The sequence below is a fragment of the Celeribacter sp. SCSIO 80788 genome (genome assembly GCF_051054295.1).
GTDB lineage: Bacteria > Pseudomonadota > Alphaproteobacteria > Rhodobacterales > Rhodobacteraceae > Celeribacter.
Map to the genome: position 1 here is coordinate 1,037,213 of NZ_CP150482.1, position 19,497 is coordinate 1,056,709.

Annotated in this window: 20 protein-coding genes and 2 tRNA genes; 9 read left to right on the top strand and 13 right to left on the bottom strand. The window is 60.9% G+C overall.

Translation table 11 applies throughout. The annotated features are described in order from the left end of the window. The first annotated feature begins 23 nt into the window (after positions 1-23). On the top strand, positions 24-200 hold the full coding sequence (locus V1471_RS05350; protein ID WP_434287309.1) for a DUF4169 family protein: 177 nt from the start codon (positions 24-26) through the stop codon (positions 198-200). Next, on the top strand, positions 197-430 hold the full coding sequence (locus tag V1471_RS05355; RefSeq protein ID WP_434287310.1) for a ribbon-helix-helix domain-containing protein: 234 nt from the start codon (positions 197-199) through the stop codon (positions 428-430). Before V1471_RS05350 ends, V1471_RS05355 begins: the two co-directional genes overlap by 4 nt. Here the strand turns inward: V1471_RS05355 and V1471_RS05360 are convergent. From V1471_RS05360 to cysS, 3 genes are read right to left on the bottom strand one after another with little or no spacing between them, the layout of a single operon-like run. Then, positions 403-1,182: a squalene/phytoene synthase family protein gene (locus V1471_RS05360; protein ID WP_434287311.1), complete on the bottom strand. Its 780-nt coding sequence runs from the start codon at positions 1,180-1,182 to the stop codon at positions 403-405. The genes V1471_RS05355 and V1471_RS05360 overlap by 28 nt on opposite strands. Continuing rightward, on the bottom strand, positions 1,179-2,819 hold the full coding sequence (gene cimA, locus V1471_RS05365) for a citramalate synthase (RefSeq protein ID WP_434287312.1): 1,641 nt from the start codon (positions 2,817-2,819) through the stop codon (positions 1,179-1,181). The genes V1471_RS05360 and cimA overlap by 4 nt, the downstream gene beginning before the upstream one ends. Next, positions 2,816-4,198 (bottom strand): cysteine--tRNA ligase, encoded by a 1,383-nt coding sequence (gene cysS / locus V1471_RS05370; RefSeq protein WP_434287313.1) that lies wholly within the window; start codon positions 4,196-4,198, stop codon positions 2,816-2,818. Before cysS ends, cimA begins: the two co-directional genes overlap by 4 nt. A gap of 190 nt (positions 4,199-4,388) precedes the next feature. Here cysS and mazG point away from each other — a divergent pair, with 190 nt between their 5' ends. The 4 genes from mazG (at position 4,389) to V1471_RS05390 (ending at position 7,925) form a co-directional block, all read left to right on the top strand. Then, positions 4,389-5,222: a nucleoside triphosphate pyrophosphohydrolase gene (mazG, locus tag V1471_RS05375; RefSeq protein ID WP_434287314.1), complete on the top strand. Its 834-nt coding sequence runs from the start codon at positions 4,389-4,391 to the stop codon at positions 5,220-5,222. A gap of 87 nt (positions 5,223-5,309) precedes the next feature. Beyond that, positions 5,310-6,317: a Fe(3+) ABC transporter substrate-binding protein gene (locus V1471_RS05380; protein ID WP_434287315.1), complete on the top strand. Its 1,008-nt coding sequence runs from the start codon at positions 5,310-5,312 to the stop codon at positions 6,315-6,317. Between the two features lie 432 nt (positions 6,318-6,749). Then, the gene (locus V1471_RS05385; protein WP_434287316.1) at positions 6,750-7,238 is read left to right on the top strand and encodes a GNAT family N-acetyltransferase; all 489 of its coding nucleotides are present in this window, start codon (positions 6,750-6,752) and stop codon (positions 7,236-7,238) included. 201 nt (positions 7,239-7,439) lie between these two features. After that, positions 7,440-7,925 carry a GNAT family N-acetyltransferase gene (locus V1471_RS05390; protein ID WP_434287317.1) on the top strand — a complete coding sequence of 162 codons (486 nt, stop codon included), beginning with the start codon at positions 7,440-7,442 and terminating at the stop codon, positions 7,923-7,925. Positions 7,926-7,932: 7 nt separating this feature from the next. Here V1471_RS05390 and rnd read toward each other — a convergent pair whose 3' ends face one another. From rnd to purM, 4 genes are all read right to left on the bottom strand, one after another. Further along, entirely contained in the window at positions 7,933-9,090 is a 1,158-nt protein-coding gene (gene rnd / locus V1471_RS05395) for a ribonuclease D (RefSeq protein ID WP_434287318.1), read from the bottom strand. Between the two features lie 138 nt (positions 9,091-9,228). Beyond that, positions 9,229-9,600 carry a DsrE family protein gene (locus V1471_RS05400; protein WP_434287319.1) on the bottom strand — a complete coding sequence of 124 codons (372 nt, stop codon included), beginning with the start codon at positions 9,598-9,600 and terminating at the stop codon, positions 9,229-9,231. 130 nt (positions 9,601-9,730) lie between these two features. Continuing rightward, positions 9,731-10,324, bottom strand: coding sequence for a phosphoribosylglycinamide formyltransferase (purN, locus tag V1471_RS05405; protein WP_434287320.1), 594 nt, complete (start codon positions 10,322-10,324; stop codon positions 9,731-9,733). Then, a complete protein-coding gene (gene purM, locus V1471_RS05410) occupies positions 10,321-11,367 on the bottom strand; it encodes a phosphoribosylformylglycinamidine cyclo-ligase (protein ID WP_434287322.1) in 1,047 nt (348 codons plus the stop codon). Before purM ends, purN begins: the two co-directional genes overlap by 4 nt. Positions 11,368-11,486: 119 nt before the next feature. Between purM and V1471_RS05415 the strand changes: the two genes are divergently transcribed. Continuing rightward, positions 11,487-11,563, top strand: a tRNA-Ile gene (locus V1471_RS05415). Positions 11,564-11,602: 39 nt separating this feature from the next. Here V1471_RS05415 and V1471_RS05420 read toward each other — a convergent pair. Together V1471_RS05420 and V1471_RS05425 are read right to left on the bottom strand one after the other, a co-directional pair. After that, positions 11,603-12,223 carry a cache domain-containing protein gene (locus V1471_RS05420; protein WP_434290870.1) on the bottom strand — a complete coding sequence of 207 codons (621 nt, stop codon included), beginning with the start codon at positions 12,221-12,223 and terminating at the stop codon, positions 11,603-11,605. Further along, positions 12,184-13,515 carry an ATP-binding protein gene (locus tag V1471_RS05425; RefSeq protein ID WP_434287323.1) on the bottom strand — a complete coding sequence of 444 codons (1,332 nt, stop codon included), beginning with the start codon at positions 13,513-13,515 and terminating at the stop codon, positions 12,184-12,186. Before V1471_RS05425 ends, V1471_RS05420 begins: the two co-directional genes overlap by 40 nt. 46 nt (positions 13,516-13,561) lie before the next feature. Here V1471_RS05425 and V1471_RS05430 point away from each other — a divergent pair, with 46 nt between their 5' ends. Both V1471_RS05430 and V1471_RS05435 read left to right on the top strand, forming a co-directional pair. Further along, positions 13,562-14,452: an MBL fold metallo-hydrolase gene (locus V1471_RS05430; protein WP_434287324.1), complete on the top strand. Its 891-nt coding sequence runs from the start codon at positions 13,562-13,564 to the stop codon at positions 14,450-14,452. Positions 14,453-14,534: 82 nt separating this feature from the next. Next, positions 14,535-14,609, top strand: a tRNA-Asn gene (locus tag V1471_RS05435). Positions 14,610-15,140: 531 nt separating this feature from the next. On the opposite strand, the gene V1471_RS05440 is transcribed toward V1471_RS05435, so the two are convergent. From V1471_RS05440 to V1471_RS05455, 4 genes are all read right to left on the bottom strand, one after another. Next, positions 15,141-16,601: an aldehyde dehydrogenase family protein gene (locus V1471_RS05440; RefSeq protein ID WP_434287325.1), complete on the bottom strand. Its 1,461-nt coding sequence runs from the start codon at positions 16,599-16,601 to the stop codon at positions 15,141-15,143. A gap of 63 nt (positions 16,602-16,664) precedes the next feature. After that, a complete protein-coding gene (locus tag V1471_RS05445; RefSeq protein WP_434287326.1) occupies positions 16,665-17,936 on the bottom strand; it encodes a TRAP transporter large permease in 1,272 nt (423 codons plus the stop codon). Further along, the gene (locus V1471_RS05450; protein WP_434287327.1) at positions 17,936-18,439 is read right to left on the bottom strand and encodes a TRAP transporter small permease; all 504 of its coding nucleotides are present in this window, start codon (positions 18,437-18,439) and stop codon (positions 17,936-17,938) included. The genes V1471_RS05445 and V1471_RS05450 overlap by 1 nt, the downstream gene beginning before the upstream one ends. A gap of 56 nt (positions 18,440-18,495) precedes the next feature. Continuing rightward, a complete protein-coding gene (locus tag V1471_RS05455; protein ID WP_434287329.1) occupies positions 18,496-19,464 on the bottom strand; it encodes a TRAP transporter substrate-binding protein in 969 nt (322 codons plus the stop codon). Between the last annotated feature and the right edge of the window lie 33 nt (positions 19,465-19,497).

Consider the following 19,497-nt stretch of genomic DNA (forward strand, 5'->3'; position numbering starts at 1 on the left):
GAAAAAGGGTAATATCCCACCCCATGAGCGTCACCAATCTCAATCAGTTCCGCAAACAGAAAGCCCGCGCCGAAAAACGCGTTCAGGGTGATGAGAATGCTGTGAAATTCGGTCGCACCAAGGCTCAAAAGGCGCTTGAGGAGGCTGAACGCGCCAAGGTCAAGGCGGAACTTGACGCCCATAAGCGAGACAAGGAATGACGGGGCGCCCGGTCAAACGCTCCCTGACATTGCACGGACACCGCACCTCGGTGTCGCTGGAAGAGCCGTTCTGGCGAGCGTTTCGCGCCATCGCGAAAGAGCGCGATGTGCCGATCAACGTACTCGCCGCCGAGATTGACGAGACCCGTGGCGTCGAGAGCGGGTTGGCCTCGGCCATTCGGGTCTATGTCTTGGAGTACACTCAGAAAAAAGCCCAGCTCGGGGATTGAGAGGCAAGCGCGAGGCGCAGGGATTTGCGCAGCGCCCCCTGCTCAAGACGGCCTTCGATCACCGCTTGCGGATCTTGTGCAGCCTGTTTGAGAACCGGCAGGAGCATGACCGCGTCGATCATCGGCGCGCGGGCGGTTTTCGGCAGTTTGGAAAGCTGCTGCGCCCCCCAACGCCCTTGATCATAGGCGTCTTTCGCCAGCGCCGCGACAGCCTCCGGGCGGCCATCGACCAAAGGCACCCGGCCCTGCGCCTCAAGCCCCGGAATGGCCATGAGATACCGCGCGAGAGCGCCCGCAAAGCCCAGCCGGTTGAGCGCTTTCGATGCCTCTTCCGGCGCGCCGAGACGGCGGGCAGCGACATGAAGCGGGATCGCATAGGAGCGATGCAGATAGCTGTGAAGCGCCGCCTCGTCTGCGTGCGGATCGCGGTAGATGTCCCATTGCCGCGCGGTCACGGCGGCGTCCAGCGCCTCGGCTGCGGCGTCATCCAGAACCGCCGCCAGAGAACCGGCGACCTCATGGGCGCGCGGCGCTTTGCCGTCGATTTTCTCCTGCAAAACATCGCGCCAGAACTGAAGCCGCATCTCCGCGATCATCGCCTCTTTCGTGACCCAGGGCGCTTTCGCGACCTCAAGGCAAAAGGCATGGATCGGGAACAACACCTCACGCGCCGCCACGGGTGCCGCCATAGTGGAACGAAACCGGTCGACATCGCCCTTCTGGACGATTTCTGCGCAGGCCTGAACGCTCATTCCGCCCCCAACGCTGTCGCGCCATCCCGGAGAAGTTTCCAGAGAACCGCATCCAGAAGCGCCTCAAACGAGGCGTCGATGATGTTCGAGGACACCCCCACCGTGGACCAACGCCGCCCGAGGCTGTCCTCATGGTCGATGATGACGCGGGTGCGCGCCTCGGTGCCGCCATTGGTGATACGTACTTTAAAATCAACGAGTTCCATGTCGGAGATCATGTCGGAATACGGCCCGAGATCCTTGACCAGCGCCTTGGAGAGTGCGTTCACCGGCCCCCCGTCATTGCCATCGGCCATGATGCCTTCGGACACCGACAGGTGGCGTTCGCCCGCGATATTGACCACGACCGTGACCTCGGAGAGATGGATTTCGCGGCCTTTCGCGTCGCGGCGGCGTTCGACCGTGGCACGGTAGCGCTCGACCTCGAAAAACGCGGGCATCAGACCCAACTCGCGACGCGCCTCCAACTCGAACGAGGCCTGCGCCGTGTCATAGGAATAGCCCTCCGCCTCGCGTAGTTTGATGCGGTCGAGGATGCGCCCGAGATCGGCCTTTTCCGAGACCTCCAATCCCATATCCGCCAAACGCGAGCGCAGGTTCGATTGCCCGGCCTGATTGGACATCGGCACGATCCGGGCATTGCCGACGGTCTCGGGCGGGATGTGTTCGTAGGTCGTCGGATCTTTGAGAATGGCCGAAGCATGCAGCCCGGCCTTGTGTGCGAAAGCCGAAGCACCGACGTAAGGCGCAGAGCGCAGGGGCACGCGATTGAGGATGTCGTCGAGCATGCGCGAGGTTTTGACGAGGCTGTGCAGCGCCTCTTCGGTGACGCCGGTGTCGAGCGTGGATTTATAGGGCTCTTTCAACAGGAATGTCGGGATCAGCGTCGTCAGATTGGCATTGCCGCAGCGCTCGCCGAGGCCATTCAGCGTCCCCTGCACCTGCCGCGCGCCGGCGTTGACGGCGGCAAGGCTGTTGGCCACGGCGTTGCCGGTGTCGTCATGGGTGTGGATGCCGAGATGGCTGCCGGGAATGCCCGCAGCGATGACCTTGCCGGTGATCTCATAGACCTCGCCGGGCAAAGCGCCGCCGTTGGTGTCGCAAAGCACGATCCAGCGCGCCCCGGCCTTGTACGCGGCCTGACAACAGGCAATGGCGTAGTCCGGATTGGCCTTGTAGCCGTCAAAGAAATGCTCGGCATCGAACAGCGCCTCGCGACCGATGGCGACCGTGTGGGCAATGGATTTTTCGATGTTCTCGATGTTTTCCTCAAGCGTGATGCCAAGCGCGGTGGTGACATGGAAATCATGGGTCTTGCCGACAAGACAGACGGAGTCCGTCCCGGCATTGAGCACGCCCGCGAGCACCTCGTCATTCTCCGCCGAGCGCCCGGACCGTTTGGTCATACCGAAGGCGGTGAACCTCGCTTTGGTCTCAGGCGGTTCGGCGAAAAATTCGCTGTCGGTCGGATTGGCGCCCGGCCAGCCGCCCTCGATATAATCGACGCCGAGATGGTCGAGCGCATCGGCGATCAGGTGCTTTTCCTCGGTGGAGAATTGTACGCCCTGGGTTTGCTGGCCGTCGCGGAGCGTGGTGTCGTAGAGATAGAGGCGGTCTTTTGTGTTGGCTGTGGTCATTCGAGGGCCTCCAGTTTCGCCGCGTCGAAGTTGGGGCCCGGCTCCAACTCGACCCCGGTTTTCGACATGCGCACCTCGACACCCGCCTCCAAGAGCGCGGTTTTCATCGCGTCGACGGCAGAGAAGTCTTTGGTTTCCATGGCGGATTGGCGGAGGGCGAAGAGGTGATCGGCGTAGGCGGTGAGGTCAACGCCCGCATCTTCCCAGCCTCCTAGTTCCGGCGTCAGGAGGCCGAGGAGGTTGGCAGAGGCGAGCAAAACCGCCGGGCCATCGATCCCGTGTAGAACGGAAATCGCCCCTGCCGTGTTCAGATCATCCGATACAGCCGCCACAACCTCAGGCGCGGGTTCGCCCGGCTCCACACCTTCCGTCATCTTCCGCCATTTCTTCAACGTTGCCGCCGCCTGCTCCGCCTTCTCCGCAGTCCAGTCCATCGGCTTGCGGTAGTGGGTCGACAGGAACACAAAGCGGATCACCTCGCCCGGCACACCCGGCATTCCGTCATGCCCATCCAACAAATCCCGAACGGTGAAGAAATTGCCCAGAGACTTGGACATTTTCTTGCCCTCAACCTGCAACATCTCGTTGTGCAGCCAATAGCGCGCAAACCCGCCCTGCGGATGGGCGCAGCAGCTTTGCGCGATCTCGTTTTCATGATGCGGGAACATCAGGTCGTTGCCGCCGCCGTGGATGTCGAAGGTTTCGCCCAAGAGTTCATAGGACATGGCCGAGCATTCGATATGCCAGCCCGGACGCCCGCGTCCCCAAGGGCTGTCCCAGCCCGGAAGATCGTCCGACGACGGCTTCCACAGCACGAAATCCATCGGATTGCGTTTGTAGGGCGCCACCTCGACCCGCGCACCCGCGATCATATCGTCGATGGAGCGGCCAGACAGCTTGCCGTAATCCTTGTAGCTCTCGACCGCAAACAGCACATGCCCCTCCGCCTCATAGGCGTGGCCACTCGCGATCAGCCCTTCGATCATCGAAATCATTGCACCGATGAACTCGGTCGCGCGCGGCATCTGGTCGGGATCGAGCGCGCCCACGGACCGCATATCGTCAAGATACCACTGAGTGGTCTCGTCGGTGATTTCCTTGATCGTCCGCCCGGTATCTTGCGCCTTTTTGTTAATCTTATCATCCACATCCGTGAAGTTGCGAACGTAGGTGACATGCTCCGTCCCGTACACATGGCGCAGCAGCCGGTACAAAACATCGAACACGATCACAGGCCGCGCGTTGCCGATATGGGCGCGGTCATAGACCGTCGGGCCACAGACATACATCCGCACATTGTTCGGGTCGATCGGCTCGAAGACCTCTTTCTTGCGAGTCTTCGAATTGGTGAGCTTGATCACAGTCTTGATCATGGTCATAGCTAGTCCCTCAGGGCGGTCCCCGCGGGCGTAGCAGCTTTCATTTCTGGTGAAAAGAGACCGGACCCGCGCGACGATGTCAGCGGATAATGCAGCAGCCAATAATGATGGTGGCACGGTTGGTCATGCGATCCTTATAGGTCCGGTTTTCGCGCTTGCAAAGCCCTCTTGTGAGGGTCAGGGTGACGCCATGACACAGGATCCCATCCATAGCGTGCCCGAAGGCATTGAGCAGCTTCTCGAGATTATGCGGCGTCTGCGCGACCCGGAGGGCGGCTGTCCCTGGGACATCGAGCAGGATTTCGCGACCATCTCGCCCTACACGATCGAGGAGGCCTATGAGGTCGACGACGCCATCGCGCGCGGCGATATGGAGGATTTGAAATCCGAGCTTGGCGACCTGTTGTTCCAATCGGTGTTTCAGGCGCAGATTGCCTCTGACAAGGGGCTTTTCAACTTTCACGACGTCGCGCAAGCCATTGCCTCAAAAATGATTTCCCGTCATCCGCATGTGTTTGGCGATGAGAGCAATCAAAAGTCTCCGGAGCAGCAGACCAAGGATTGGGAGGTCGAGAAAGCCAAGGAACGCGCGCGCCGTGGCGAGCATCGTGTTCTCGATGGCGTGGCTATGGGCCTTCCGGCCCTGATGCGGGCGCAGAAGCTGCAAAAACGCGCCGCGCGTGTCGGCTTCGACTGGCCTGACACCTCGCATGTTCTGGACAAAATCCGCGAGGAGGCCGCCGAACTTGAGGAGGCCCGCGATACGCTCACGCAAGACGAGGTGTTCGAGGAATTCGGCGATCTTCTGTTTGTGGTGGTCAATCTCGGGCGCCATCTGGGCGTTGATGCGGAAGAGGCCCTGCGCGCCTGCAACGCGAAATTCACCCGCCGGTTCAATGGCATAGAAGACCGGCTCGCGACCCTCGGCAAGACGCCCGCCGTGAGCGATCTGGCGGAGATGGACGCGCTTTGGGATGCCATGAAAGCCGAAGAGAAAGCCGCGAAGACCTCAGATGCGTCCTGAGCTTCACAAAGACCTGAGCCCCCGAAACTCCGGTTGACCTGAGCGTTTTGCTCGGATTTAAACGGGTCCAAACAGACGGAGTCCCTCATGCAAAAGCGCCTCAGCCTTGCCCTGCCCCTCATGCTCGCCGCCGCCCCGGCGCTGGCCGATGTGAACGTCTATTCCTATCGCCAGCCGGAGCTGATCCAGCCGCTGGTCGAGGCTTTCACCGCAGAGACCGGCATTCAGGTCAACGTGGCCTTTCTCGAAAGCGGTCTGGTCGAGCGGCTCAAGGCCGAGGGCGATCGTTCTCCCGCCGACGTGATCCTGACCGTCGACATCGCGCGGCTGACCGAGGCCGTGGATGCGGGCGTGACCCAGCCGCTGATCACCGAGACGCTCGAACAGAACATTCCGGCGGAATTCCACGATCCCGAGGGGCAATGGTGGGGCATGACCACCCGTGCCCGCATCGTCTACGCCTCGAAAGACCGCGTCGCGCCCGGCGATGTGACGACCTACGAAGACCTTGCCGATCCGAAATGGAAAGGCCGGATTTGCACCCGCTCCGGCATGCACACCTATATGATCGCGCTGACCTCGGCCTATATCGCGCATCATGGCGAGGCGGAGGCCAAGGTCTGGCTTCAGGGCCTCAAGGACAATCTCGCCCGCCGTCCGCAGGGCGACGACCGCGCGCAGGTCAAAGCGATCTGGGCCGGGGAATGCGACATCTCTCTGGGCAACACCTATTACATGGGTGAAATGCTGGCCGATGAGGAACAACGCGTCTGGGCCGATTCCGTGCGACTCGATTTCCCCGTTTTCGATGTCGATGGCGGCGGGACGCATGTCAATATTTCCGGCGTGGCCTTGACGAAAGCTGCGAAGAACAAGGACGAAGCCATTCAATTCATTGAGTTCCTCTCCTCTCATGAGGCACAGGAAATCTATGCGGAATCGAATTCGGAATACCCGGTCGCGCCCGGCACCGAAGCCTCGGAACTGGTGGCAAGCTGGGGAACGTTTACGCCCGACAACCTCAGCCTGATCGAGATTGCCAACCAACGCGCGGGCGCGCTGCGTCTCACCGAAGAAGTGGATTACGATGGGTGAATTCCCACCACCGGTCAAATGGCCGGGCGAACGCTCCCGCGGGGCGTTTGGGGAATTTACGGGCAGAGCCTCGACACATAGGTGCGTTCTTCGCCTGATTGCTCAGGAAACCCCGGCTTGCAGTTTTCCCGCAACCGGGCGAAATCCTGAGTGATTGAACGCAAGACGTTGATTTAAAATAGCTTTCCGAAATCGCGCTCAGCGGCGATCCGCCCATCTTTCCCCTGACATATATCTTTTACCAAATATTCAAATCGGGCAGATTGACAGTTTTCGTTTTGCCCCCCATATGAGCCGCAAGATCATGACTGAAATGGTCATAAAAATAATGTCCCGGCGATAAGCGAGCTTTAACCTTTTTCGGTTTTCTTCTCCCCGAGACATCAAAGACTCGTACCGCAAACCCGCACAGATCGAACCAGACCGTTTATCATGTCCGTCCAGACGCCCATATCCTTGACCGGCATCCAGCATGCCCTCACCATCCGCCCTGCGGAGGGCGCCGACCTGCCGCATCTCATGGAGATGATCCATGATCTGAAACCGCAGATGGACGACAAGCTGAACCTCGATGAAGCCAGCGTGATCGACATCATCCACGCGCCGAAACCTTGGGTGCGGCTGCTTGTGGCGGAACAGGATGGCGTGCTGGTTGGCTATGCGGCACTCGTTGGCGGACTGCAACTCAGCGCACAGGATCGCGCCATGGAGATGCATCATATCTATGTCGCGCCTGCGCAGCGCGGTCAGGGTGTTGGCCGGGCGCTTTCGGACGCGGCCATGACCACCGCCCGCACCTTGGGCTGCGAAACGCTCACCGTCGCCATCGCCCGCACCAGCGCCATCGCCAAAGCCGCCTATCGCGCCTTTGGATTTGAACGCCCGAGCCTGCGTGCGCCGCGTTATGTGATGCCGGTCTGAACGCAGGCCACGCAGTTCGCTGTTGACAGGCCGATGCCCCTACCGCATGGTCACGCCATGACATACGCAACCCTCATGACCGTTTTTTATTGGACCGAGCTGACATAGAGCGCGGCCCATAGTCATGACACGATGAAAGGCCGCCGCAGGGCGGTTTTTTTAATGTCGAACATCCCCTGTGGCGAGAAACAGGAGATGAATATGACCCTCATGCAACGCATTGATACCAGGACCCGCCCGGCCGTGATCCGTCCGGCGCGCTGGGGTGACAAGGATGCGCTTTTGGAGATGATCCACGCGCTGGCGCATCATCATGGCGATGAGCCGGAGCTGGATCTCCCGGCGCTCATCGATTTGCTGAATGCCGATCTGCCGTGGATTCGCATTCTCGTGGCCGAACGCGACGGTGCGCTCCTGGGCTATGCCGCGCTGGTCGCGGGCGTTCAGTTGCAGCATGGCAAGAAGGTGATGGACCTGCATCACCTCTACATTCGGGATCACGCGCGGGGTGAAGGCATTGGGCGGCATCTGATCGAATCCAGTCGGGATGTGGCGCAAAACCTCGGCTGCGCGCGCCTGACCGTGTCGACCCAAGATCACAACACGGTCGCGCAGGCAGCTTACCGCGCCTGCGGTTTCGCGCCCCACCCGTTCAGCGGGACGCGTTTCGCGATGGAATTGGCCTGAACTCCCGTCAGAGGGAGATCACATCGACCCTCTGGCCCTTCACCGCCAAGCCGATCTCGCCCTTGCAAAGCCGGAGCGCGTCGTCGCCAAAGACCTCGGCGCGCCAGCCTTTGAACACCGGCAGATCGCGCTCGCCTGCGGCAATCAGATCGAGATCGGCGGCAGAAGCGATCATCTTCGCGGCCACGTCGAAACGATCGGATTTTGCTTTCAACAACACCCGAAGCATATCGGCCAGTGCCGGGTTAACCTGCAACTTATCGCGCGACTGATCCAGTTTCGGCATCTCTGCGGCGGTATAATTCGACGCCTTTTCAACGGCCTGCAAAATCCCGTCGGCGATCTCGCCCTTGCGGGCCTCGCGCAGCAAAAGCCGCGAGCGCGACAGGTCCTGCGGTGTTTTGGGCTTGGTGGACGCGAGTTCCAGAAGCGCGTCGTCCTTGTAAACGCGGTTGCGCGGGATGTCGCGGCTCTGGGCGTAGAATTCGCGGAACGCCGCAAGTTCTTTGACCGCGGCGAGAAATTTGCCGGAGCTCGTGCGGGTCTTCACCCGTTGCCAGGCCTCGTCCGGCTCGATCACATAGGTCGCGGGCGTGGTCAGAACCTCAAGCTCCTCGTCGACCCATTTTTCGCGCCCCTGACGGGCGATCTCGCGCGCGAGATATTCGTAGATCACCCGCAGATGCGTCACATCGGCCAGCGCGTAGCTTTCCTGCGCCGGCGTCAGCGGACGCCGCGACCAGTCGGTGAACCGGGAGGTTTTGTCGAGGCTCTGCTTGGCGATCTTGCGCACCAAAGTCTCGTAGCCCACCTGTTCGCCAAAGCCGCAGACCATGGCAGCCACCTGCGTGTCAAACAGCGGCGCGGGGATCATCCCACCCTGAATGTAGAAAATCTCGAGATCCTGCCGCGCGGCGTGGAAGACTTTGACCACATTCGCATTCCGAAACAGCTCGTAAAGCGGCGCGAGGTCGAGCCCTTTCACCAGCGGATCGAGCAGAACCGCGTCCTCTTCGGCATCGCCCGGAATGGCGAGCTGCACGAGACAGAGTTTCGAATAATAGGTCCGTTCGCGGAGGAATTCGGTGTCGACCGTGACGTAAGGGCGGTCTTTGGCGCGGTCGCAGAAGGCCTGAAGACCTTCGGTCGTGGTGATGGTGATCATATGATTTTCTTACCTGCGGCGCGGGGTCATCCCGTCGATTGGGTCTTGATACGCAGGTTTTTGCCGAAAGAAAAGAACAAAGGGGGCGCAGATCGCCCGCCCCCTTTGCGATGCTCGGTTCTGGCTCAGGTGATGGGCTCAGGTGATTGGCAATGTGCCTTTGGCCGCCATCATCAGCTCGACGACGTCGGGCGCGGTGATGATTTCATACTCCGGGTCCATCTCTTCGGCGGTGAACCCGTTGTGGATCATGCAGGCGCCGCAAATGCCGATGCGCCCACCTGCGGCGCGAAATTCCTTCACGAGATCGGCCACCGGCTCAAAAGGCTTGCCGATGTCCATGCCCTCTGTAGACCCGGGTTTGCCCAATTCCACCCCTTCGACCATCAGAAGTACGATGGAGCTGTGGCCCATCTTTTGCGCATTGAGCGCCATGGTGAAAGCCACGGTCACTTTGCCAGGGTTGGAATGGCCATCGAAAATGGTGGCAACGAAATCAGCGGTTTTCATGAGATATCCTTTCGCGAAACGCGGGTCCCCAGGCGGGACTCACTTATATTCTACATCGCGAATATATCTTTCACAGCCAGAATTTCAGCGCGGGATGCGTTCACCTTCGCGCAAGACTGCGTGACCGCCTTCAGAGCGTCAGAATCCCGGTCTCGCCCTCGATAAACCGTCTGAGCACCGCCGGATAAAGCCGGTGCTCCTGTACCAACACACGGGCGGCGAGGTCGTCGGCGCTGTCACCGGGCAGGATCGGCACACGCGCCTGTCCCAGAATCGGCCCGCCGTCGAGCTCGGCCGTCACCTCATGCACGGAACAGCCACCTTCCGCATCGCCCGCCTCGATGGCGCGCTGATGGGTGTGCAGACCTTTGTATTTCGGCAACAAGGACGGGTGGATATTGAGCGTCTTCCCGGCATAATGGGTGATGAATTTCGGCGTCAGGATGCGCATGAACCCAGCCAGGGCAAGGACATCCGGCGCATAGGCATCAATCGTGGAAATCAGCTCTTCCTCAAAGGCTTCCCGGTCGCCTTTAAAGCTGCGGTGATCCACCACCTCCGTCGGAATGCCCATGTCGGCGGCCTTTTGCAGACCGCCCGCCGTGGGCACATTCGACAGCACAAGACAGGCCCGTCCCGGATGGTCTCCCGCCATGGATTTCGCCAGCGACACCATGTTGGAGCCACCGCCGGAAATCAGGATCGCAACCTTCTTGTGGCTCACTTGAGCTCACCCTCATAGGTCACGCCATTGCCCGTCGTGACCTGACCGATGCGGTAAACCGTTTCGCCTTCTCCGGTCAGAAGCGCAGTCAACGCCTCGGCCTGATCGGCCGCGCAGACCACAACCATGCCAATCCCGGCGTTGTAGGTTTTCAAAAGCTCGTGCTGGCTCAGCCCCGCCGTGTCCACCAGCCAGCGGAACACCGGCGTGAGCGACCATGTTTTCAGGTCGATATCGGCGCCCATACCCGTCGGAAGAACGCGCGGCAGGTTTTCCGTCAGTCCGCCGCCGGTGATATGCGCCAGCGCATGCACACCGCCCGCGCGGATCGCCTTGAGCACCGGTTTGACATAAAGCCGCGTCGGGGTCAGGAGTTCCTCGCCCAGCGTGTTGTCGGAAAACGGTGCGATGTCAGACCATTTGAAGCTGGAAATCTCGACCGTCTTGCGCACCAGAGAATAACCGTTCGAATGCACCCCGTTGGACGCGAGCCCCAAAAGCACGTCGCCCTCGGTCACCCCGGCCGGAAGATCCGCCCCGCGTTCCATGGCACCCACGGCAAAGCCCGCAAGATCGAAATCGCCGTCTTCATACATGCCCGGCATCTCGGCGGTTTCGCCGCCGATCAGCGCACAACCGGATTGGGCGCAGCCTTCGGCGATCCCCTCGATCACGGCGGCGGCATTGTCGAGCTTGAGCTTGCCGGTGGCGAAATAGTCGAGGAAGAACAGAGGCTCCGCGCCCTGACATACCAGATCGTTGACGCACATGGCCACGAGATCGATGCCCACGGTCTTGACATTGTCCGTGTCGATCGCGATGCGCAGCTTGGTGCCGACCCCATCGGTCGCGGCGACAAGGATCGGGTCCTCATAGCCCGCCGCCTTGAGATCGAACAGCGCGCCAAAGCCGCCGAGACCGGCCATCACCCCCGGACGTGCGGTCTTTTTCGCCGCCGGTTTGATCCGTTCGACAAGCGCATTGCCCGCGTCGATATCGACACCCGCATCGGCGTAAGTGAGACCGTTCTTTCCCTGCGTCATGGCAATGGCTCCCCGCGAAACTGACGTTTCGGCCCGTTTACGCGGTTTGTGCCGCGTTGAAAAGGCCTGCCTGCGCCACTTGACCCGGTCTTCTCGCCACAATAATCAGGGCATCAGGCGGGCCTGTAGCTCAATTGGTTAGAGCAGAGCGCTCATAACGCTTTGGTTGCGGGTTCAAGTCCTGCCGGGCCTACCAAGTTTTTCCTGCCTGATCCGGTTGTTATCCCAAGATGTGTTAAGGCAAACAAACCGGGCCATGATGCGGCGGGAGATCAGGCCACCCGGCTCTGCACGCTCCAATCCCCCTCCTCTGCCGCGAGAGGGAATCGATCCACCAGCTTGTGGAGATGATCGGCCTCTCGATCAACGTCGTGTTGCCCGCCGTGGTTTCCTCGGACATGGCAGCATGATGCTGAATCGTCTGTTCGATGTCCAAAATCACTGCGTGGATTTCCTCGATGCCCCTGGCCTGCTCCCCGGCTGCGGAGGAAATCTCGCTCACATGGGCGGACATCTCCGCCACTTTTTCGGCAATGGCCCGCAGCGAGTCGCCTGCGACTGTTCCGCTTGTTCCCCGGGCCAGTACCTCTTCGGCTGAAAATCCTTCGATCGCCATATCGGGCAATGTGTAAAACTCCACTTGAGTGCCGGTCCCTGCCACCAGTGCGTCGAAGAAAGAGGCGCCAAGGTCCAGCCCGATTTCCACCGTCCCGACATGCTGGCCCTCATGCGACACCGGCGACAGGCCACGAATGCCAAGCCCCGCGCGTCCGCGTTCAAGCCCGGCAGGACCATCGCATCGAGCGCCGCAGAATCTCAGCGCGCCAGCACCAGATCCGCCTTCAGCCCACCCAATGTCTCGCTTTCGCCAAGACGCAGCGTGCCGCCATGGCGCCGCGCGACGTCATGAGCGATGGCGAGCCCAAGCCCCACGCCGGAGCCGCGGTTCTGGTTGCGCGCCGCATCGAGCCGAACGAAGGGTTGCAGCGCGCGATCCCGCGCCTCGGGCGCGATGCCCGGACCGTCATCCTCGACCGAGATCACCGCAGCACGCTCGAACAGGGTCAAGCTGATCCGGGTCTGCGTACCATAGCGCCGCGCATTGGACAGCAGGTTGTCGAGCGCCCGCGACAGCGCGGCAGGCCGCCCCGTCAGCTCGACCGCGCCTTCGGGCAGTGTCACCGCCGCGATCACCGACCCGGCCCGTTCGGCCCGGCTCACCGCCTCGCGTACCAGCGCCTTGAGATCGAGCCGTCTGGGCTCCTCCGTCGCATCGGAGCGGGCAAAATCGAGGAAGGTATCGATCAGTTTTTCCATCTCGTCGAGATCGCCTTGCATCGCCTTGATCTCGGCCTCGTCGCTCTTTGGCACATCGAGCATCGACAGGCCGAGCCTGATGCGGGTCAGCGGCGTGCGCAGGTCGTGCGAGACGCCCGACAGCATCAGCGTGCGCTGTTCGATCTGGCGCTCGATGCGGGCGCGCATGTTGAGAAAGGCCGCCCCGGCGGAACGCACCTCCAGCGCACCCGCGAGCCGGTAAGGCTTGTTCTCACCGCGTCCGAACGCCTCCGCCACCCGCGCCAGATGACGGATCGGGCGCAGCTGATTGCGCAGAAAAATGAAGGCGATCAGCGTCATCAGCCCGCCGGTCAGCGCCGTCAGGACCAGAAGCTGGTGCGGGTTCGAAGCCGAGGCGCGCCGCCGCGGCAGATCGATCGTCAGACGCCCCGCCCCGGTCATGACCGAAAGCTGCACCCGCCTCGTATCGCTGGCGAAATCGATGCCCTCTACCCCTTCGAGACCGTCTTTCAGCTCTGCCGAGATGATCCGCCCTGTGATGTCGTCCCACGCCCTTTGATCCGTCACCGGGGCGGGATCGCCGAGGCGAGAGGTGAACCGCAACCGCGTGTCCAGTTCGCTCAGCGCCATCGGAAGCTGCGCTTGGGGAAGCCCCTCAACGGCGGCGACATAGAGACCGATTTCCGCCACCACGCCTTGTGTGAGCTGGCGGGTCACGTCCTGAAAATAGCGCTGGGAAAAGCCGACCATGACAACAAGCTGGATCACCACGACCGGCACCAGAAGGATGAGCGCCGCCCGGCCATAGAGCCCGCGTGGCAGATATGTTTTGAGCCAGTCGAAGAACATGGGCTATTGGTAGCCTTGCAAGCCCCCCTATGGAAAGAGAAATCGCGTGCAGACCCGTCCCGAGACGATCACCGAACTGGCCCCCGGCCTTCTGCGCATCTTGGCGCCGAACCCCTCGCCGATGACATATTGGGGGACGAACAGCTATCTCTTGGGCGAAGGAACGGAGCGCGTGCTGATCGACCCCGGCCCCGATCTTGCCCGGCATCGCGAAGCGCTGCTCGCGGCCTTGCCCTCCGGCACCAGGATCAGCCACATTCTCGTGACCCACGCCCATCTCGATCATTCCGGCGGCGCGCGAGCCTTGTCACAGGCCACCGGCGCGCCGGTTCTGGCCTTTGGCGATGCCTTGGCCGGGCGCAGCCCGCATATGGTGGCCCTTTCGGAGACATTGGGCGGCGGCGAGGGTGTGGATGCGGGGTTCTCCCCGGATGCGATACTGTCCCATGGCACCGTGCTCGACACGCCCGCAGGCCCGATCGAGGCGCTGCACACGCCCGGACATATGGGCAACCACCTTTGTTTCGCCTGGGGCGGCGAGCTGTTCTCCGGCGATCTGATCATGGGCTGGTCCTCATCGCTGATCTCGCCGCCCGATGGCGACGCCGCCGCCTTTCGCCAGAGCTGTGCCCTGTTGCTCGAACATGCGCCGACGCGGCTTCACCCCGGCCATGGCGCCCCGGTCGAAACGCCCCGTGCGCGGATCGAATTCCTGCTGAGGCACCGTGCCGAACGGGAGGCACAAATCCTTTCCGCTTTGGCCCAAGGCCCCATGGACCTGCTCACGCTGACCCGCGCGGTCTACACCGATCTGCCCGAAACCCACCTGCCCGCAGCCACCCGCAACACGTTGGCGCATCTCATCGACCTGAGCCTCCAAAACCGCCTGAAAGCGCAGTCCAAAATCGGCATAAATGCCATTTTTTCAGTAACTTGATAGAAAAATTCGGAAAAAGTGATTTTTTGTCACAAAACCCTCTTGCACCCCCGAAATCCCATAGCTATACACCCCCACATGTTCCGGCGTAGCTCAGCGGTAGAGCAGTTGACTGTTAATCAATTGGTCGTAGGTTCGATCCCTACCGCCGGAGCCAATAAAAACAAAAGCCCTAGCGAAAAATCGCTAGGGCTTTTGTTTTTCTCAACTACGAGTTAACTACTTTTTTCTCTAGGTGCGATGGTAGCGGGTAGTTGGTCAATCTCCACCCTCCCACACCTTGAGCTGCTGCCGGTTTCAGGGACACCGAGATAAGGTCTTTATGAAACCGGGGAAACTACATGACGAGCAGGATGTTCAGTCGCGAGTTCGCAGCGGTGAAGTTGAGAACGAAACGAGGCGTCAGCATGGCGCAGGCGCCGATGTGTTCGATTACATTGAGCGGCTCTACACTCCAACGCGTCGACACACGACCATCGGTTCTTTAAGCCCTAGACCTTCGAGGACCGAGCTATGAAAGCTTGAGTTGCCGTCCCTGAAACCGGCAGCAACTCAGGTGTGCGTTGTCTTGGCGCTTCCGTGAAGTATTTGCCCCATAGGACAACCGTCTGATGGTCACAGAACGGTAGGCCACTCTGATGCTGGGACAAATACCTCGTCAGCTTAATGCAGCACAGGACCGCCCGCCCTAGCGCTGGATCGTGACCAGATGATCGGTGGTGAATTCTTCCACGATCCAATGGCCATTGAACCGCCCGAGACCCGAATTCTTCTCGCCCCCGAACATCAGATGCGGGTAATCGTGGATGGTGATGTCGTTGATATGCGTCATCCCCGCCTCGATCCCCTGTGCCACGCGCATCGCACGCCCCTCGTCCTCCGAGATGATCGCGCTCGACAGCCCGTATTCGGTGTCATTGGCAAAACGCAGCGCTTCTGCCTCGTCTTTGGCACGGATCACCGGCGCGACGGGGCCGAAGATTTCCGATTGCGCCAGACGCGAGCCATTCGTCACCCCGACGAAAACATGTGGCGGCACGATATGACCATCGACCTCACCCGAAACCCGCAATTCGAAACCCTGTTGCACACCCGAAGAAATCAACCCCGTGACCGACTGCACCTGAGAAGCATTGCAAAGCGGACCAACCATGGTGTCGGGCGCGTTCGGGTCCCCCACTTTGATCGTCTCCACCGCCGCGCAATAGGCCTCAAGAAACGCATCGTAAATTCCGTCCTCCACGATGATCCGGTTCGTGCTCATGCAGATCTGGCCACAATGCAGGAAGCGCCCGACCAGCGCGGCCTCCACCGCCTTGCCCATATTCGCATCGTCGAGAATGATCAGCGGCGCATTGCCACCCAGTTCCAGCCCGAGCTTTTTCAGTGTCGCCGATCCCGCCGCTGTGCGCGCAATCCGCTGCCCCACTTCGGTCGAGCCGGTAAAGCTGATGATACGCGGCACCGGATGGGCGCAGAAGGCATCCCCGATTTCGGAGCCCGCACCGATCACCACATTGAGCACCCCCGCAGGCAGCCCCGCCTCCTCGTAGATTTTCGCCAAAAGCAAGCCACCCGTCACAGGCGTATCGCTTGCAGGCTTGAGCACCACCGCATTGCCCAAGGCAATGGCGGGCGCCACCGAACGGTTGGACAGATGCAACGGAAAGTTCCATGGGCTGATCACGCCGATGACGCCTACGGGCTTGCGGTAGACGCGGGCCTCCTTGCCCGCACGGTCCACAGGCACGATGGACCCATGCGCCATGTAAGGCAGGCTCACCGCCTCGGCCATACCCGCGACAATCGCCTCGTATTCGGCGGTGGCTTTCATGCGGGTCGAGCCGGACTCGCGGATGATCCACGAGACGATCTCTTCCTTGCGCCCTGCAAGGTTGGCCAGCGCGCGGTGAAAGATCGCGGCGCGTTCTTTTGGCATGGTCAGCGCCCAGTCACGCTGCGCCCGCCGCGCCGCCTCATAGGCGCGGTCCAGATCGCCCTGATCGGCCATGGCAATCTCGGTCAGAAGGGTGCCGTCATAAGGGTTGGTGTCCTTGAGCACCCGACCGGCGCTCCCCGCCTGCCATGTGCCGTTGATGAACTGTCCGTCAAACCCCTCGTAGGGGGGAAGTACGTTATGCGTTGTCATGTCTTTTCTCCATGTGAACCGGCCCGCCCCCCGTGAAAGGCAGGCCGGATGAAAACTCTTCGTTCAAAGCCCTACAACAGCGGGCAACCAGACCGACAGGACCGGCAGAAGGATGATAATTCCCAACACCACCAGGAAGGCGGCAAGGAACGGCAGCGCACCGCGGAAAACCTCCATCATCTTCAGTCCCGTGGCATCCATCGCCAGATAAAGGCCAGGCCCGACAGGAGGCGAAACAAGCCCCGTCAGGGTGGCCACGGCAAGCACCACACCGAAGTGGACGGGATCGACCCCGAACTGGCTGGCAAGCGGCAAAAGCACCGGTACGATAACGATCAACACCCCGATCCCGTCAAGGAACATCCCCAAGACAAAGACCACAAAGCAAACCAGCAGCATAAATGAGATCGGCCCCACCGCCACAGAGGCAATCGCTTGCGCCAACTTGTCGGGGACTTCCTCATACGCCAAAGCCCATCCCAGAAGGGTCGCGAAGCCGATCAGCATGATGATCGAGGCCGAGGACAGCACCACATTGCGCATCACCGGGACATAGTCGCGCCAACCGATCTCGCCGTAGACGAATACCGCCAGAACCAGAGCAACGACGGCGGCAAGCGCGCCCGCCTCGGTCGGGGTCATCGCCCCCGAGACCACGCCGGAGATAATGGTGACAGGGATCAATCCCGGAAGCGCATCCATAATCACTTCCCGCCAAGCGTTCGATGGCAGGCGCTCGTGATCCACCTCGGGCAGATGGGATTTCGACATCCAGACTGTGACGAAAAACGCCGACATCAACAACACACCGGGAATGAGACCGGCCACAAAAAGCGCCGCAACGGACTGATAGGCCAGAACGCCGTAAATGATCATCAGCATAGAGGGTGGAATGATCGGTCCCAACAGCCCCGTGGCGACCGTAAGCCCCGTGGCGAAGGGTTTCTTGTAACCCTGTCGTTCCATTTCGGGCACGATGGAGCGCGACATGATCGCGATCTGCGCCGTGGCCGAGCCAAGGATGGCGGCCGCAAAAGCGTTGGTCAGCACGTTGACGAAAGCCAGCCCACCCCGCATCCGCCCGACCACGCGCATGGAGGTGCGGATCAGACGCTCGGTGATCCCGCCACGGTTCATGATCTCGCCCACCAGCATGTAGAGCGGAATGGCGAGAAACCCGTTGGACTCGATCCCCTTCACCGATTGCACAAGAAAGCTGTCGAACAGAACAGAAGCGTCATTCGACCAGACAAAAACGATCGCCGCCAACAAGAGCAGAAAGACGATCGGCAGGCCGAAGCTGAGGAAAATGAAAAAGGTTGCAAGGGTCAGCATCAGACAGCCTCCCCGTCAGTGGCGCGGCACGCCGAAAAGGTGGTGCAGAGTTGCACGCACTGATGGAGCACCAGAAAACACAGCTCGGCGGTGACGATTGCGTAAAGCGCGGCCCGTGGCACACCCAGCGTGGCCGAGCGTTCGATCCAGACCCAAGGCACCATCAGATAGCGGATGGAAAACCACGCCAGCAACACGCCCAACACAAGCACCACCACGCGCATCGCCCAAGCGATCCGCGCATGGGTGATCGGCGCGACCTTGCCGCCGAATATATCAATGGTCACCAAGCGCCCGTCGGCCACCATCAGGCTGAACCCCGCGAACGTGGCAACAATCATCAGGATCAACGCCAGTTCCTCGGCGAAAAACAGCGGCGACTGCAACACATATCTGAACAACACTTGAGCGATAAGAATAGCCGCCACGCCCGTCATCGCCACCACGGCAAGGACCAACTCGAGCCGCACCAATACCTTATCCACGGACACCAAAAATCTCATGGCGATCTCCTTTAATAGGGAACTCCGAGCGATGGACACGCTCGGAGTTTCTGATGTCAGTGCTGGTTGGCCTCGAAGAAGGCCCGGATCAGCGGATCACGGTCCAGAAACGCGTCGCGTACCGTCTCGCCCACTGTCGCGAGCTCGAGATCAACGAGCGTGGTGATCACCGCGCCGTTTTCACCGAGCTTTTCAAGCAGGGCAGCCTCACCCGAAGTCTGGGTTTCGATTGCCCAATCCTGCGTCTCGGAGGCAATCTCGGAAATCCGCGCCTGCTCTTCGGGCTTCAGGCCGTTCCACCAGCGCTGCGAGACCAGAATGGCGGCGGGAAAGGCCATGTGGTTGCTCAAGATCAGATTGGGCGCCTGATTTTGCATCTGCATCGCCATCACGATGTCGATATCCACATCCACCGCGTCGATCACCCCCGTGACCAGAGAGGGCATGATTTCAGGCAGCGGCAAAGCCGTCGGCGCGGCACCGAGACCGCGCCACCACGCATTGAAAATGTCGTTGGGGAAGGCACGGACCTTCAGACCCGCCATGTCCGCGACCGAAGTCACAGGCTTTTTCGACAGAAGATGACGCTGGCCGGGGAAGACATAGCCGATCCCCTTGATCCCCTGTTTCTCCAGACGCGCGAGCATCTCCTGTGCGGGGGCGCTGCGCGCTGCTTGCCCGGCCTCGCTCAAAGTTTCAAACTGGTAAGGCAGGAACCACGCCAGAAAGGAGGGATCGCGGTTGGCCAGATCGCCCACGGGCACGATGGCCAGCTCAATCGCACCGCTTTGCAGAAGCGACAGCACGGTCGGCACATCACCAAGTTTGTTGGCGGGGAAGACCCCGATTGTATCGCCCGAACCGTCGGCAGCAAAAGCCTCGGCCATGTGGTGGGCGGATTTGGTCATGATGTGGGGTTCTGGCGTGGGCGTCGACATCTTGAGTTCACGCGCCTCGACGCTCCCCGCCGTAGCGACCCCAAGCGAGACGGCCAGTGCCGCCAGCCATGTTGGTGTGCGTTTCATTTGGTTTCCTCCCTTTGAAACTATCGCGACCGC